The sequence below is a fragment of the Microbacterium ulmi genome, from assembly GCF_011759705.1.
GTDB classification, from domain to species: domain Bacteria; phylum Actinomycetota; class Actinomycetes; order Actinomycetales; family Microbacteriaceae; genus Microbacterium; species Microbacterium ulmi.
The window spans coordinates 1,137,896-1,153,384 of the sequence record NZ_JAAOZF010000001.1; the positions used below are offsets into that span (position 1 = coordinate 1,137,896).

Consider the following 15,489-nt stretch of genomic DNA (forward strand, 5'->3'; position numbering starts at 1 on the left):
ATTCCCGTCACTCGGCTGCGCCGCGGTCCTCGTCGGGCTCGCCCGCCTCGAGCTGCTGCGGCCTCGGGCTCCACAGCACGACCTCCGTCGCGCGGCGCAGGCGCGTGCCGTGACGCAGCGTCACGACGGCTCCCGTCGCGCCGGCCGCGAACACGCGCGCCCCGGGTCGACGCTCGAGCTCGGTGCGCACACGCTCCTCGAGGTCGCGCACGCGCAGGTGGAGCTCTCGCACCCGGTCCTCGAGCTCGAGGATCCGCGCGATCGCGGGAAGGCCCATGCCGTCGGCCGACATGCGCGCGACCTCGCGCAGCTGCTGCACGTGCCGGAGGGAGTAGCGGCGCGATCCGCCCTGCGTGCGCGCGGGCACGACGAGCCCGAGCCGGTCGTACTGGCGGAGGGTCTGCGGATGCATGCCGGACAGCTCTGCGGCCACCGCGATCGCGAAGATCGGGGCGTCCTCGTCGATCTCCCTGTCAGGCATCCTCGTCACCTCCTCGATGACATGATTCAGCTCTGGGCCTTCGCCATGAGGTCGGCGCGCGGATTCTCCTTCGGCTCGAGCTCGTGGAAGCGTTCGAGCGCCTCGCGCGCGCGGTCGTCCAGGTGCGCCGGCACCGCGACCTGCACCTCGGCGAGGAGGTCGCCCGTGCCCCTGTCGGTCGCGACGCCTCGTCCCTTGACCCGCAGCACGCGCCCTGACGGAGTGCCCGGCGCGACCCGCAGCTTGACGGGATCCCCGCCGAGGGTCGGCACCTCGATCGTCGCGCCGAGCGCGGCCTCCGTGAACGTCACGGGCACCGTGACGCGCAGGTTGAGCCCTTCGCGCGTGAAGACGGGATGCGGGCGCACCGTCACCGACACGACGACGTCGCCCGGCTCGCCGCCGTCGGGCGACTGCCGCCCGCGGCCGCGAAGGCGGATCTTCTGGCCGTCGGAGACCCCCGCGGGGATCTTGACCTTGAAGGGCTTGCCGTCCTCGCCCTGCAGCGTGATCGTCTCGCCCTTCGTCGCCGTCACGAAGTCGATCGTCGTGCGCGCCGTGAGGTCCGCGCCGCGGGTGGGTCCGCCGTAGCCGCGGAAGCCGCCGGTGGGCTGCCCGAAGCGACCCGAGCCGAAGCCCCCGCCGGACTGCTCGAACATCGAGAAGATGTCGTCGTACGCGCCGCCCGACGTCTGGAACCGCACGTTGCCGCCGCGGCCCTGGTTGAACATGCTGAACACGTCCTCGAAGCCGCCGGAGCCGTCGCCCGCCGTGAAGCGCGCGCCCGAGCCCATCGCCCGGATCTGGTCGTACTCCTTGCGCTGCTCGGGGTCGGAGAGCACCGAGTAGGCCTCGCTGATCTCCTTGAACTTGGCCTCGGCCGCGGCATCCCCCTGGTTGGAGTCCGGGTGATACGTGCGCGCGAGCTTGCGGTACGTCTTCTTCAGCTCGGCGTCGGAGACGTCCTTCGAGACGCCGAGAACCTTGTAGAAGTCCTTGTCGAACCAGTCCTGACTGGCCATGCGCTCTCCTCCGGGCTACTCGGCAGGCACGGCGACGACGACCTTCGCGGGCCGCAGCTCGACGGAGCCGAGACGGTAGCCCGTCTCGACGACCTCGAGCACCGTCGCCGTCTCGATCCCGGGAGTGGGCACCTGGAAGATCGCCTCGTGCTGCTGCGGGTCGAACGTCTCGCCCGCCTCTCCGTAGGAGACCACGCCGAGACGCTCGGCGACGCCGCGCACCTTGTCGGCGATCGCGGCGAACGGGCTTCCCGCTTCGAGGTCGCCGTGCTTGTCGGCACGGTCGAGGTCGTCGAGCACGGGCAGCAGGCCCTTGACGGCCTCGCCCTTCGCCCGCTCGATCTCGAGCTCGCGCTGCTCCTCCGTGCGGCGGCGGTAGTTCGCGTACTCGGCCTGCAGCCGCTTGAGGTCGGTCAGCAGCGTCGTCTCGAGGTCGGCGATCACGGCGTCCTCTGCCGCGGCGGCGGCCGCGGCATCCGCCGACTGCTGAGTGCCCAGGATGTCGTCGATCGTCAGCTCGTCGTCGGACGGGCCGTCCTGCGGCTCGGGGCCGGAGGCCTGAGCCTCCGACCCCTCGTCGCCAGGACCGACCTCGTTCTCGTCGAAGTCCTTGTCGGCCATGCTTACTTCTTCTCGTCCTCGTCGTCGACGACCTCGGCGTCGATGACGTCCTCCTCGGGGTTGGGCACGGAGCCGTTGCCCGGGTCGGCGACATCGGGGTCGGGCGTCTCGCCCGCCGCCTGCGACGACTGGTAGATCGCCTCGCCGAGCTTCTGCTGGCTCTGGCTCAGCGTGTCGAACGCCTTCCTGACCGCGTCGTCGTCGTCGCCCGCGAGCGCCGCCTTGAGCGCGTCCACGTCGGCTTGCACGGACTCCTTGACGTCGGCGGGGAGCTTGTCGTCGTTGTCCTTGATGAGCTTGTCGATCGAGTACGAGAGCGTCTCGGCCTGGTTGCGGGTCTCGGCGGATTCGCGGCGCTTCTTGTCCTCCGCCGCGTGCTCCTCGGCCTCGCGCACCATGCGCTCGATGTCCTCCTTGGGCAGCGACGAGCCGCCCGTGATCGTCATCGACTGCTCCTTGCCCGTGCCCTTGTCCTTCGCGGACACGTGCACGATGCCGTTCGCGTCGATGTCGAACGTGACCTCGACCTGCGGGATGCCGCGCGGCGCCGGCGCGATGCCCGTGAGCTCGAACGTGCCCAGCGGCTTGTTGTCGCGCGTGAACTCGCGCTCGCCCTGGAAGACCTGGATCGCGACAGACGGCTGGTTGTCGTCGGCTGTCGTGAAGGTCTCGCTGCGCTTCGTGGGGATCGCGGTGTTGCGCTCGATGAGCTTCGTCATGATGCCGCCCTTGGTCTCGATGCCGAGGCTGAGGGGGGTGACGTCGATCAGGAGCACGTCCTTGCGCTCGCCCTTCAGGACGCCGGCCTGGAGGGCCGCGCCCACGGCGACGACCTCGTCGGGGTTGACGCCCTTGTTGGGCTCCTTGCCGCCGGTCTCCTTCTTGACGAGCTCGCTCACGGCGGGCATGCGGGTCGAGCCGCCGACGAGCACGACGTGGTCGATGTCGCCGACCTTGATGCCGGCCTCGCGGATGACGTCCTCGAACGGCTTCTTGGTGCGGTCGAGCAGGTCCTTCGTGAGGTCCTCGAACTTGGCGCGCGTGATCGTCTCGGACAGCGACACGGGGCCGTTCTCGGTCAGAGACAGGTAGGGCAGGTTGACGCTCGTCGACATGGAGCTGGAGAGCTCCTTCTTCGCCTGCTCCGCGGCCTCCTTGAGACGCTGCAGCGCGATCTTGTCGCCCGAGACGTCGACGCCCGTCGTGTCCTTGAACTGCTTGATGAAGTAGTCGACGAGGCGCTGGTCCCAGTCGTCGCCGCCGAGGCGGTTGTCACCCGCGGTCGAGCGCACCTGGATCGTCGAGAAGTCGTCGTCCTTGCCCACCTCGAGGAGGGACACGTCGAACGTGCCGCCGCCGAGGTCGAAGACGAGGATGAGCTCGTCCTCCTTGCCCTTGTCGAGGCCGTAGGCGAGCGCGGCCGCCGTGGGCTCGTTGATGATGCGCAGGACGTTCAGGCCCGCGATCTCGCCGGCCTCCTTCGTCGCCTGGCGCTCGGCGTCGTTGAAGTACGCGGGCACCGTGATGACGGCATCCGCGACCGAGTCGCCGAGGTACTGCTCGGCGTCGTGCTTGAGCTTGGCGAGGATGCGCGCAGAGATCTCCTGCGGCGTGTACTTCTTGCCATCGACGTCGAACTTCCAGTCCGTGCCCATGTGACGCTTGACCGACGAGACGGTGCGGTCGACGTTGGTGACGGCCTGGCGCTTGGCCGTCTCGCCGACGAGCACCTCGCCGTCCTTCGTGTACGCGACGACCGACGGGGTCGTGCGGAAGCCTTCGGCGTTGGCGATGACCTTCGGCTCGCCTCCTTCGAGGACGCTGACGACGGAGTTCGTCGTCCCGAGGTCGATTCCGACAGCACGTGCCATGTGTGGTTCTCCTTCGTGTGGATCGCGCGGGAAAGGTTGAGTCATTGGGGCTCAAGATGAGCCGTCTCCAGGGTACGCGCGGCATCCATCACTGTCAAATGAACTTGAGTCCTGTCATGTCAACTTTGCAGGATCGGCCGCGAGGCCCGAGCGATCGAGCAGGATGGAGGCATGGCTCTGCCGTGGGACTTCCACCCGATCGAAGGCGAGCGCGTCCGGCTCGACCTCCTGCGCGACGACGACCTCGACGACCTGTACGCGCTGCAGTCGGATCCGGAGGTGTGCCGGTACCTCCTCTACGAGCCGCGCTCGCGCGAGCGGGTCGCGCACGTGCTGGCGCGGGATGCCGCGGCCGCGCGCCTCGAGAGCCCGCACGACTACCTGCAGCCCGCGATCCGCGATCGCGACGGCCGCTTCCTCGGGACGATGTACTTCGAGCTGCACAGCGTCGACCCCGACCGCACGGCCGAGATCGGCTGGATCCTCGCGCCGCACGCGCAGGGCGAGGGCTACGCGAGCGAGGCCGCGCGGCTTCTGCTCGGCCTCGCCTTCGAGGAGCTGGGCCTGCACCGCGTGTATGCGGAGCTCGACCCGCGCAACGGCGCGTCCGTCGCGCTGTGCGAGCGGCTCGGGATGCGGCACGAGGGCCATTTCGTCGAGCACATGTGGCTCAAGGGCGAGTGGACCGACACGGGTCACTACGCGATCCTCGAGCACGAGTGGGCCGCGCGCCGCGCGTGAGCCGCCGAGCGGGCCGACACGGACGCCTCCCCGCCTGGCCTGCTCGCCCGACGGGGAGTCCTCCGCGATCGCTCAGCGAGCGGATGCCGCCGCCGACTCGATGAGCCTCGACGTCGCACGACTGTGCGAGATGAAGGCGACGTGCGAGGCGTCGATCTCGACGGTGTGCGATCCCGCCCGCTCGGCGAAGAAGCGCTCGGCGACGGGGGAGATCGCCTTGTCCTCGCCGGAGACCTGATACCAGCTCGGGATGGTCTTCCACGCCGGCGTCTTCGAGGGCTCGCCGAACACGGCAGCCGCGACGGGGCGCTGTCGCGCGGCCATCCTCGTCGCCACGGACTTCGACAGGTCGGCCGCGAAGATCTCCCGGAACCGCCCGGGATCGATGGACACCTCGTACTCGCCGTCGGCGAACTCCCGGCTCACCAGCGCGTCGGGCGTGAGGGCCGCGCCCGGGTAGGCGACGGGATCGGCGAACTGGCCGAGGACCTCGCCCTCGTCGGGCACGAACGCGGCGACGTAGACGAGCGCCGTCACGTTGGCGGCTCCCGTCGCCGCGTTCGTGATGACGGCACCGCCGTAGGAATGGCCGACCAGGACGACCGGCCCCTCCGTCGCGTCGATGATCCTGCGCACGTAGGCCGAGTCGGACGCGAGCCCGCGCAGCGGGTTCGCGAGGGCGAGCACGGGGTAGCCCTCGTGCTGCAGGATGCCGATCACGTCGTCCCATCCGCCCGCATCGGCGAAGGCTCCGTGCACGAGCAGGATGGTCGGTCGTGCCTGCGGACTCCCCCGCGACGCCGAAGGATCGGCCGCCGCCGCGGTGGCTGCAGTCATGGCCAGCATCGCGGTCGCCCCGAGGGCGACGGCGGAGCCGGCTGCGAAGCGTGCTGAGGGTGTCATGACGATCTCCTCTCGCTGCATCGTGCTGAACCGCACTGCCGGACAGCACGTCGGACACATTGTCCGACTTGAGTGTACATGCTGTACGGACACCATGTAGTGTCCTCAGCGCGCCGAGGCCGGCCATCGTGCTCCCCGCGGCTAGGATCCGGCTGTGGCCTCCATCACCCGTCGACCCGCGACAGCGAAGCGCCGAGCCTCGGCGGAGGCTGAGATCCTCGCCGCGACGCACCGCCTGCTCACCGCCGGATCGAGCTTCACGGAGCTCGGGGTGCAGCGGATCGCCGACGAGGCAGGCGTCGCGCGGTCCACCTTCTACATGCACTTCCCCGACAAGAGCGCGCTTCTCGTGCGGCTCGCCTCGACGACGCTGACGACGTCGTTCGGCATCACCTCCGCGTGGCGACCCGCCGACGGGCTCGAAGCGCTCGAGGCCGTCTTCACCCAGGTCGTCGCCTATTACCGGGAGCAGTCGGCCGTGCTCCTCGCGATCCACGAGGTCGCCACGTACGACACGACGGTGCGCGAGTTCTGGCGCGGGCAGCTCGCCCTGTTCACCGACTCCACGATCGCGGTGCTCCGCGAGGAGCAGGCCGTCGGCGACGCGGACGCAGCGGTCGACGCCGACCTCGCGGGCAGGCTCGTCGTCGTCGGCGGCGAGCGCGCCATCCTCGACCACATCGGCCTGCAGGACGAGCGCCGGGATGCGGCGTTCGTGCGCGAGCTCGCCTCGACGTGGTGGTACGGCGTCTACCGGCGCCCGAGCGACGCGCGCGCCGCAGCGCCCGAGTGAGCGGGCTCAGGCCTGCGGCGCGGCGCGCTGCCGCGCTCGGCGCGCCCGCTGGCGCCTCCCGGCCCAGCGCGCGAACGCGACCGAGTCGGGGATGCGGGTCAGCAGCGGCCCGACGACGATCGTGATGAGCACGTACGCCGTCGCCAGCGCCGCCAGAGAGGGCTCGACCCCGGCGCCGACGGCGAGCCCCGCGATGACGATCGAGAACTCCCCGCGGGGAGTGAGGGCGAAGCCCGCGCGCCAGCGGCCTGCCTCGGCGATCCCCGCCTTCCGCGCCGCGAACCAGCCGGTCGCGATCTTCGTCGCCATCGTCACGACCGCGAGCACGGCAGCCGGCACGAGCACCGGCACGAGGTCGGCCGGGTCGGTCGAGAGGCCGAAGAAGAGGAAGAACACGGCCGCGAACAGGTCGCGCAGAGGCGCGAGGAGGCGCTCCGCGTGCTCGGCCGCAGGGCCCGAGATCGCGATGCCGACGAGGAACGCGCCGACGGCGGCCGACACATTCGCCTGCGACGCGAGCCCCGCCACGAGGAGCGTGACCCCGAGCACCGTGAGCAGGAGCACCTCGGGATCCTTCGACCAGATGAGCCGCGAGACGAACGTCCCGTGCCGGAGCGCGACGTAGAGGATCGCGACGACGCACGCGACGGCGACGCCCACAGAGAGCGTGGCCCTGCCGATGTCGAGGCCCACGAGGAGCGCCGTGAGGATGGGGAGGTAGAACGCCATCGCGAGGTCCTCGATCACGAGGATCGACAGGACGGTGGGGGTCTCGCGGTTGGCGAGGCGGCCGAGGTCCTGCAGGAGCTTCGCGATGACGCCGGACGACGACGCCCACGTGATGCCGGCGAGCGCGACGGCGGCGACGGGCCCCCATCCCAGCACGAGCGCGATGAGCGCGCCCGGCACGGCGTTGAGCACCATGTCGATCAGCCCGGCGAACTTCGAGCGGCGCAGATTCGAGACGAGCTCGCGCGCGTTGAACTCGAGGCCCAGCATGACCAGCAGGAGGATGACGCCGATGTCGGCGCCGATCGAGATGAACTCCTCTCCCTGACGGAAGGGGAAGAAGCCCCCCTTCCCGAAGGCCAGGCCGCCGAGGAGGATCAGGGGGATCGCGGAGATGCCGAGCCACGACGCGAACCGGCCGAGGAGGCCGATCCCGAGCAAGAGCGCGCCGATCTCGATCAGGACGAGCGCGCCGTGTTCCATCCGCCTGCGTCAGCTTCCGCCGACGATCTGCACGAGCTTGTCGAGTCCTTCGCGGGTTCCCACCGCGACGAGCAGATCTCCCGCGTTGAGCACGTCCGCCGGCTCGGGGGCGGGGAGCACACCAGTCTCGCGGATGATCGCGACGATGTAGCACCGCGTGCGCGTGCGCGCCTTCGTGTCGCCGAGCGGCCGACCGACGAAGGGCGAGTCGGCGCGCACGGGGATCTGCTCCGTGAACAGCCCGGCGAGGCGGTCGCGCATCTCCGCGAGCTGCGTCAGCATGAGCGATCCGCCCAGCACCTCGGCGAGCGCGCTCGCCTCGTCGTCCGTCAGCTCGATCGTCTCGAGCGCGCGATCGGGGTCGTCCTCGTCGGCGATCGCGAGCTCGCGGTCGCCGTCTCGGAAGCTCACGACCGACAGCCGACGTCCCGACTCGGTCAGGATGTCGTGCCGCACCCCTATCCCGGGGAGCTCGGCGCGCTCCACATGCACTGGCATGCGTACATCATGGCACCCGGCAGGTCTGCCGGTCCGGGCTCGCGCACCGCGGCATCGTGCTTCCCGCCCCCGGACGCGGTGAGCGGTTAGCCTGGGCACGCACCGCGACGACGCGATGCGCGCGGCGGCGACACCCGCCGTTCACCGAAGGATTCCAGAGTGAGCGACATGAACTCCCCCGAACAGGACGGACGCTCCGACCGCGACGTGCCCGAACCGATCCTCTCGACCGCCGCGCTGGACACCCGGGGGCTCGACGACACGCGCGTGCCGCGCAGGCAGGTCGTGTCGTGGGCCCTGTGGGACTGGGCGACGCAGCCGTTCAACTCCGTCATCCTGACGTTCGTCTTCGTCTCGCTGTATCTCGTCTCGGACAGCTTCCTGCCCGCCGAGGTCGCCGCGCAGAACGCCGACGGCAGCCTCGTGTGCTCGCGTACGGCGGATGCCGCGACGCAGTACTGCCAGGGACTGTCGAACCTCGCCGAATGGTACGGGTGGGTGACGTTCGCCGCGGGCATCCTGATCCTGCTGCTCGCGCCCGTGCTCGGCCAGCGGGCGGATGCGCGCGGCAACAAGAAGCGCTGGGTCGTCGGCGCAACGGCCGTGCTGGCGCTTCTGCAGTTCGGCCTCTTCTTCGTGTACGCGGAGCCCGCGTACTTCTGGCTGGGCGCGATCCTCGTCGCGCTCGGCTCGGTCACGTCGGAGATCGCGGGCGTCAACTACAACGCCATGCTCGTGCAGGTCTCGACGCCGCGCACGATCGGCCGGGTGAGCGGTCTCGGCTGGGGGCTCGGGTACATCGGCGGCATCCTCGCGCTCGTCCTCGTCGTGGTTCTCAACGCCGTGGGCTGGTTCGGCCTCGACGTGTCGGGCGGGTTCGCGTACCGGCTCATCGCGGTCGGCGCCGCCGTCTGGACGGTCGTGTTCGCGCTGCCGTTCGTGTTCAACGTGCCCGAGGCGCCCGCGCGCGACGACCGCCCCGCCGTCGGCTTCTTCCGCAGCTACGTCGTGCTCGTCAAGGACATCGTCGCCCTCTTCAAGGTCCACCGGTCGACGTTCTGGTTCCTCATCGCGAGCGCCGTCTATCGTGACGGCCTCGCGGGGGTGTTCGCCTTCGGCGGGGTCCTCGCCGCCGTCTCGTTCGGATTCACCTCGAACGAGGTCATCCTCTTCGGGATCGCGCTCAATCTCGTCGCAGGCGTCTCGACGATCCTCGCCGGCATGCTCGACGACCGCTTCGGCGCGAGGGCGGTCATCGTCACGGCGCTGTCGATCCTCATCGCGAGCGCGCTGTTCGTCTTCCTGTTCCGCGAGGAGGGCAAGGCCGTGTTCTGGGTCGGCGGCATCATCCTGTCGGCGGCCGTGGGGCCCGCGCAGGCCTCGAGCCGCGCGCTGCTCGCTCGCGTGACCCCGGAGAACATGCAGGGCGAGATCTTCGGCCTCTATGCGACGACGGGTCGCGTCATGAGCTTCCTGTCTCCGCTGCTGTGGTCGGCGTTCATCGCGGCCTTCGGCGCGACGCATTTCGGCATCCTGGGCATCACGATCGTCCTCGCGGTCGGGCTCGTGCTGCTGCTGCTCGTGAAGCTCCCGAAGCACGAGCGCGTCTAGCGCGTCAGTCGCGCCGCCACGCGTCGGCGAGCTTCGCGAGCAGGCGGGCGAGCTCGGCGCGCTCGTCGTCCGTGAACCCCTCGAGGGCGCTCGCGAGCGTCGCCCGCCGATCGCCGTGGAACCTCCGCACGTGGGCCGCCCCGTCGTCGGTGAGGACGATGCGCGTGCGCCGCGCGTCGTCGGGATCGGCCTCCCGCCGCGCGAGCCCGAGGTCGACGGCCTGCTGCACGAGACGCGAGGCGCGCGGCTGATCGACGCCGACCGCCTCGGCGACCTCTCCGACCGACAGGGGCCCGGATGCCGAGGCCAGCGCCTCGAGCATGCGGCCGAGCGCGGGTCCGCCCATGCGGCGGCCTCGCGGACCGCCCATCCCCCAGTCGCCCCGCCCTCCGTGCGCGCCGCCCGTCCACGGGAACCCTTCGGGCGGGCCCTGGTGCGGACCGCCGTGGTGGTGTCCCGCGTGGGGCCCGCCGCGCGCCCAGGGCGGGCCGTCGCCCGGCGCGGCATCCCACGGCGCGCGCGGTCGGCGTGCGCGCAGGCGAGCGAGCGCCGCGGCGATCGCGTCGACGGGATCGGCTGCGCCGGAGTCTGCGGGGCCACGCGGAGTCATGCCTCGAATTTACATGCGACTTGACATGTAACCACAATCCATGTCACACTGCATATACATGCAATAAGACATGTACTCGACGGGCTCCCGTCCCGTCCACACGAACCGGCGGCCCCCCGGCCGCCCGCGAAAGGACTTCACATGAACACCGACAACACTCAGCACCCCCGCCCGTTCGGCTACTGGCTCCGCGCCGTAGACGCCCTCATCACGCGCGAGTTCGCGCAGGCCTTCGAGGCCGAGGAGGCCACCCGCCGCGACTGGCGGCTCCTCAACGCACTCTCCGGCGACGTCGAGATCCCCGGCTTCGTCGAGCGTCTCGCCCGCAAGGGCCGCCGTCTCGACGGACTCGTCGAGCGCGGCTGGATCGGCGAGACCGACGGCGCCTGGACGCTCACCGACGAAGGCCGCGCGGCCAAGGAGCGCCTCGGCGCGATCGTCGACGGCATCCGCACGCGCGTCGCCGGCGCCGTGCCGCCCGAGGACTTCGCCACGACGATGGCCTCGCTCGAGGCGATCGCGCGCGAGCTCGGCTGGGACGAGGAGATGCGCCTCCCTCGCCGCGGACGCTCCGGCTCCGGCCCGCGCGGACGCGGCTTCCGCCCGGGGTTCGGGTTCCGGCCCGGCTTCGGTCGCGGGTTCGCAGACGACCAGGACGCCGACGAGGCGATCCACCACGGATTCGGCCCCGGCTTCCGCCACGGCTTCGCCCACGCGCAGCACCGTGGCTTCGGCCGCGGTGAGCACGGCTGCCACGGCGAGCGCAGCGACCACCGCGGACACGGCACGCACCACGCGGAGCACGCGTACGAGCGCGGCTTCGAGGCCGGTTTCGCACGCGGTCGCGACGCCCACAGCGCCTGACCCGCGCCCGCACCGATCCGAAGGGCACCGGCTCGCTCCGGTGCCCTTCGGCGTTCCCGACGCACGAGCCGGCGCCTCCGGCGGACCGGTCGCCGTCACGCGACGACACCGTCGTGCCCCCTGCTGCGGCCGCGAGGGACAATGAGCGGATGCCGCATCCCGCCCTCCTCGCCGTCTCGCACGGCACGGGCTCCGCGGCCGGTCAGCGCGCTGTCCGCGCGCTCGTCGACGCCGTCGCGGCGCATCTGCCCGACGTCGCCGTCCGGCTCGGCCACGTCGACGTGCAGCAGCCGGACGTCGCGGCATCCCTCGCGTCGCTGCCCGACGGAGAGCCCGTCGTGCTCGTGCCGCTCCTGCTCTCGGCGGGCTACCACGTCCGCGTCGACCTGCGGCGCGCGACCAGGGACCGCGCAGGCGTGACGGTGACGGGCGCGCTCGGTCCCGATCCGCGCCTGGCCGACGTGCTCGCGGAGCGCCTCGAGCGGGCCGGACTCACGGACGGCGACGCCGTCGTGCTCGCGGTCGCCGGGTCCAGCGACGCCCGCGCGAACGACGACTGCCGCGCCGTCGCCGCGCTGCTCGGCGAACGTCTCGCCCGCACCGTCGCCGTCGGCTTCCTCGCCGCCGCAGAGCCGAGGCTCGCGCGGGCGGTCGCCGAGGCGCGCGGAGATCGGGTCGTCGTCGGGTCGTACCTGCTCGCCCCCGGGTACTTCCACGACCTCGCCGTCCGCGAGGCCGGCGGGGCCGCCGTCGCGCGCCCCCTGCTCGACGACGACGAGCCCGCGGCATCCCTCGTGGAGCTCGTGCTCGATCGCTACCGCTCCGCCGTGGAGCCGGCCCTGGAGCGCGACTCCTCCGTGTGACGAAGGGTTACGCCGCGTTCCCGCGCGTTTCATGAAGGATGCCGCGACCTGCGGCCCCTGCCTACAGTCGCCCAGTGGGCTCACGGGAGCCCGCGTCCGTGGATCGCGGACGGCAGGAGGCAGGGTGAGCATCAGCGACGCCGACACGCGCGCATCGCATCCGGAGCGCGGCCGCGACCAGGCGACCGCCCAGGCACCGCGCCCCGACGCGGCGCGAGCGCGCCCGCCGCGTGCGTCCGCCAAGCCGAACGGGCAGTGGAGGATCGACGGCAAGGCTCCCCTCAACGGCAACGAGGAGTGGAAGCAGCAGGACGGCGGGCTGAGCGTCCGCGCACGCATCGAGAGCGTCTACGCGGCTGGGGGCTTCGCGAGCATCGACCCCACCGACCTGCACGGCCGCTTCCGCTGGTGGGGCCTGTACACGCAGCGCAAGCCCGGGATCGACGGCGGCAAGACGGCGACCCTCGAGCCGCACGAGCTCGAGGACGAGTACTTCATGCTGCGCATCCGCATCGACGGCGGACAGCTCACGACCGAGCAGCTGCGGGTCGTCGCGGGCGTCTCGACGGAGTTCGGCCGCGGCACCGCCGACCTCACGGATCGCCAGAACATCCAGGTGCACTGGATCCGCGTGGAGGACGTCCCCGAGATCTGGCGCCGCCTCGAGGGCGTCGGGCTCGGCACGACGGAGGCGTGCGGCGACGTGCCGCGCGTCATCCTCGGCTCGCCCGTCGCGGGGATCGCGGCCGACGAGCTCATCGACCCGACGCCGCAGATCGACGAGATCACGTCGCGGTTCATCGGCGACGAGTCGCTCGCCAACCTCCCCCGCAAGTTCAAGTCTGCCATCACGGGCCACCCGAGCCAGGACGTCGTGCACGAGATCAACGACGTCGCGTTCGTCGCGCTCGAGCACCCCGAGCTGGGCATCGGATACGACCTCTGGGTCGGCGGGGGCCTGTCCACGAACCCGCGGCTCGGCGAGCGGCTCGGGGCCTTCGTGACGGCCGGGCAGGTGGCGGATGTCTGGCACGGCGTCGCGCAGATCTTCCGCGACTACGGCTACCGGCGTCTGCGCAACAAGGCGAGACTCAAGTTCCTGCTCGCGGAGTGGGGTCCTGAGAGGTTCCGTCAGGTGCTGCAGGACGAGTACCTCGGCTACGCGCTGCCCGACGGCCCCCCTGCGCCGAAGCCTCTCACGCCCGGCGACCACGTCGGCGTGCACCGGCAGAAGGACGGCCGGTTCTACGTCGGGGCGACCCCCATCGTCGGTCGCGTCTCGGGGCCGATCCTCGCGCAGCTCGCCGACCTCGTCGAAGCGCACGGCTCGGCGCGGGTGCGCACGACGCCGCAGCAGAAGCTCGTGATCCTCGACATCCCCGAGGATCGTGTCGAGTCGCTCGTGGCGGGACTCGATGGGCTCGGCCTCTCGGCCCGCCCGAGCCTCATCCGCCGCGGCACGATCGCGTGCACGGGCCTCGAGTTCTGCAAGCTCGCGATCGTCGAGACCAAGGTCAACGCCACCAAGGCCGTCCTCGACCTCGAAGAGCGTCTCGCCGACGTCGAGCTGCCGCATCCCCTCAGCCTGCACGTCAACGGATGCCCCAACTCGTGCGCGCGCATCCAGACGGCCGACATCGGGCTCAAGGGTCAGCTGCTCCCCGACGGCAACGGCGGGCAGACCCCCGGCTACCAGGTGCATCTCGGCGGCGGGCTCGTGTCGCAGGATCGCGACGAGCCGGGGCTCGGCCGCACCGTGCGCGGACTCAAGGTGACGGCCGAGGGCATCGCCGACTACGTCGAGCGGGTCGTCGGGCGCTTCCTGCAGGATCGGGATGCCGCATCCGGTGAGACGTTCGCGCAGTGGGCGCACCGTGCAGACGAGGAGGCCCTGCAGTGAGCCGAGGAGGCCCTGCAGTGAGCGTGTCGCTCGCCGAGGTCGCCGCGTCGACGTCCGACGACCTCCTCGACCACGCGAGGGCACGCCGCGCGCCGGTGAACCTGCTCGTCTCGACCGGGCGCGCCTCGATCGGGTGCGCGCCGCGCACGAAGCCGGTCGACCCGGGCGAAGACCCCCCGTCGGGCCCGCTGGGCGGGCTCGTCGAAGACGGAGTGCGGGCTGCACTCATGACCATCTCGCACGCCGCGCATCACGTCGCCGGGCCCGTCGCGGTCGCCGAGACCCGGGGATCGGCGGAGAATCGGGGATCGGCCCAGATTCGGGGATCGGCCCTGACCCGGAGATCAGCACAGACTCCGCGATCGGCACAGGGCCGGGGATCAGCCCAGCCTCGGAGATCGGCCGAGACTCGGAGATCAGCCCAGATTCGGGGACATTCCGCGGATCCCTCCGAGTCCCGGCAGATCTCCGACGCAGCGCGCGAGCGCGCGCGGCTGTCGACGCTCGGCGTGCTCGAGCGACGGATGCCGCGCACCCGCGGCCGTCTGCGGGGAGACGCCGCATGACCGGCCACGTCGCCCTCGTGGGGGCGGGCCCGGGGGATCCGGGACTGCTGACCCTGCGGGGACTGCGCGCCCTGGAGGGGGCAGACGTCATCGTCGCCGACCGGCTCGGCGCGCGCGCCGTGCTCGACGGCCTCGCAGCCTCGGGCGTGGAGCTGCGGGCCGAGGTCGTCGACGTGGGAAAGCTCCCCGGCCACCACGCCGTGCCACAGGATGCCATCAACGCGCTGCTCGTGCAGCTCGCGCGCGACGGCAAGCGCGTCGTGCGGCTCAAGGGCGGCGACCCGTACGTCTTCGGGCGCGGCGGCGAAGAGCTCGCGTACTGCCGTGCGCGCGGCGTCGACGCCGAGGTCGTGTCGGGGGTCACGAGCGCGATCTCGGTTCCCGCGGTCGCCGGCATCCCGCTGACGCACCGCGGCCTCGCGACGGCGTTCACCGTCGTCACGGGGCACGACCAGATCCGCGAGATCGGCGGCGGGCGCGATCACACCGTCGTGCTCCTGATGGGCGTCGGCACGCTCGCGCACGCGGCGCTGACCCTCGCCCGCGGCGAGCGCGGCACGGGCTGCCCCGTCGCGATCGTCGAAGACGGGTTCGGCGACGGCCAGCGCGTCACGCTCGGAACGCTCGGAACGATCGCGCAGCAGGCCGCGGCGCGCGGCATCCGCTCGCCCGCCGTCGTCGTCGTCGGGGACGTCGTCGCCCTCAGCCCCTATGCGCCGCCCGAGCTCGCAGCATCCATCGTCGTGCGCGAAGCGGCACTCGAGCCCGACGCGAAGGTTGCGCACATTGCCGCATCGCGCGGCGTGTAGCGACAGCATCCGCCACCTTCTCCCCCGACGTCGAGTTCTTCGACGACATCGGCTTGCCCGGCGGTGCTCGGTCGACGGAGGTGGACGGCGTCGTGGGGGTCGAGACGGCGCAGTGATGCGTCGT

The 15,489-nt window shown here is 71.5% G+C and carries 15 protein-coding genes; 7 read left to right on the forward strand and 8 right to left on the reverse strand.

From position 1 onward, the window contains the following. Positions 1-7: 7 nt before the first annotated feature. Genes FHS08_RS05425 through dnaK form a run of 4 tightly spaced genes read right to left on the reverse strand, consistent with a single transcriptional unit; the run spans position 8 to position 3,995 of the window. Positions 8-481, reverse strand: a complete 474-nt coding sequence (locus tag FHS08_RS05425; RefSeq protein ID WP_167036352.1) for a heat shock protein transcriptional repressor HspR — start codon at positions 479-481, stop codon at positions 8-10. A gap of 26 nt (positions 482-507) precedes the next feature. Then, complete coding sequence (locus FHS08_RS05430; protein ID WP_167036355.1) at positions 508-1,503, reverse strand: DnaJ C-terminal domain-containing protein; 996 nt, start codon at positions 1,501-1,503, stop codon at positions 508-510. 15 nt (positions 1,504-1,518) lie between these two features. After that, the gene (locus tag FHS08_RS05435) at positions 1,519-2,124 is read right to left on the reverse strand and encodes a nucleotide exchange factor GrpE (RefSeq protein ID WP_167036358.1); all 606 of its coding nucleotides are present in this window, start codon (positions 2,122-2,124) and stop codon (positions 1,519-1,521) included. A gap of 2 nt (positions 2,125-2,126) precedes the next feature. Then, positions 2,127-3,995, reverse strand: a complete 1,869-nt coding sequence (gene dnaK, locus FHS08_RS05440; RefSeq protein ID WP_167036361.1) for a molecular chaperone DnaK — start codon at positions 3,993-3,995, stop codon at positions 2,127-2,129. A gap of 171 nt (positions 3,996-4,166) precedes the next feature. Here dnaK and FHS08_RS05445 point away from each other — a divergent pair, with 171 nt between their 5' ends. After that, positions 4,167-4,736, forward strand: a complete 570-nt coding sequence (locus FHS08_RS05445) for a GNAT family N-acetyltransferase (protein ID WP_167036364.1) — start codon at positions 4,167-4,169, stop codon at positions 4,734-4,736. 72 nt (positions 4,737-4,808) lie between these two features. On the opposite strand, the gene FHS08_RS05450 is transcribed toward FHS08_RS05445, so the two are convergent. Continuing rightward, positions 4,809-5,639 (reverse strand): alpha/beta fold hydrolase, encoded by an 831-nt coding sequence (locus tag FHS08_RS05450; protein ID WP_243847229.1) that lies wholly within the window; start codon positions 5,637-5,639, stop codon positions 4,809-4,811. A 154-nt stretch (positions 5,640-5,793) separates the two neighbouring features. On the opposite strand from FHS08_RS05450, the gene FHS08_RS05455 reads away from it, so the two are divergent. Beyond that, positions 5,794-6,432, forward strand: coding sequence for a TetR family transcriptional regulator (locus tag FHS08_RS05455; RefSeq protein WP_167036370.1), 639 nt, complete (start codon positions 5,794-5,796; stop codon positions 6,430-6,432). Between the two features lie 6 nt (positions 6,433-6,438). Here the strand turns inward: FHS08_RS05455 and FHS08_RS05460 are convergent, their stop codons facing one another. Both FHS08_RS05460 and FHS08_RS05465 read right to left on the reverse strand, forming a co-directional pair. Beyond that, positions 6,439-7,644: a cation:proton antiporter gene (locus tag FHS08_RS05460; RefSeq protein ID WP_167036373.1), complete on the reverse strand. Its 1,206-nt coding sequence runs from the start codon at positions 7,642-7,644 to the stop codon at positions 6,439-6,441. Positions 7,645-7,653: 9 nt separating this feature from the next. After that, a complete protein-coding gene (locus FHS08_RS05465; protein WP_167036377.1) occupies positions 7,654-8,142 on the reverse strand; it encodes a cation:proton antiporter regulatory subunit in 489 nt (162 codons plus the stop codon). 168 nt (positions 8,143-8,310) lie between these two features. Here FHS08_RS05465 and FHS08_RS05470 point away from each other — a divergent pair, with 168 nt between their 5' ends. Continuing rightward, positions 8,311-9,753, forward strand: coding sequence for an MFS transporter (locus FHS08_RS05470; protein WP_167039649.1), 1,443 nt, complete (start codon positions 8,311-8,313; stop codon positions 9,751-9,753). A gap of 4 nt (positions 9,754-9,757) precedes the next feature. Here FHS08_RS05470 and FHS08_RS05475 read toward each other — a convergent pair whose 3' ends face one another. After that, positions 9,758-10,363 carry a MarR family winged helix-turn-helix transcriptional regulator gene (locus tag FHS08_RS05475; protein WP_167036380.1) on the reverse strand — a complete coding sequence of 202 codons (606 nt, stop codon included), beginning with the start codon at positions 10,361-10,363 and terminating at the stop codon, positions 9,758-9,760. Positions 10,364-10,504: 141 nt separating this feature from the next. Between FHS08_RS05475 and FHS08_RS05480 the strand changes: the two genes are divergently transcribed. From FHS08_RS05480 to cobA, 4 genes are all read left to right on the forward strand, one after another. After that, on the forward strand, positions 10,505-11,227 hold the full coding sequence (locus FHS08_RS05480; RefSeq protein WP_167036383.1) for a MarR family winged helix-turn-helix transcriptional regulator: 723 nt from the start codon (positions 10,505-10,507) through the stop codon (positions 11,225-11,227). Between the two features lie 149 nt (positions 11,228-11,376). Continuing rightward, positions 11,377-12,090, forward strand: a complete 714-nt coding sequence (locus FHS08_RS05485; protein ID WP_167036386.1) for a sirohydrochlorin chelatase — start codon at positions 11,377-11,379, stop codon at positions 12,088-12,090. 124 nt (positions 12,091-12,214) lie between these two features. After that, the gene (locus FHS08_RS05490; RefSeq protein WP_341800318.1) at positions 12,215-13,990 is read left to right on the forward strand and encodes a nitrite/sulfite reductase; all 1,776 of its coding nucleotides are present in this window, start codon (positions 12,215-12,217) and stop codon (positions 13,988-13,990) included. Positions 13,991-14,552: 562 nt separating this feature from the next. After that, positions 14,553-15,365: a uroporphyrinogen-III C-methyltransferase gene (gene cobA / locus FHS08_RS05500; RefSeq protein WP_167036389.1), complete on the forward strand. Its 813-nt coding sequence runs from the start codon at positions 14,553-14,555 to the stop codon at positions 15,363-15,365. The last annotated feature ends 124 nt before the right edge of the window (positions 15,366-15,489 follow it).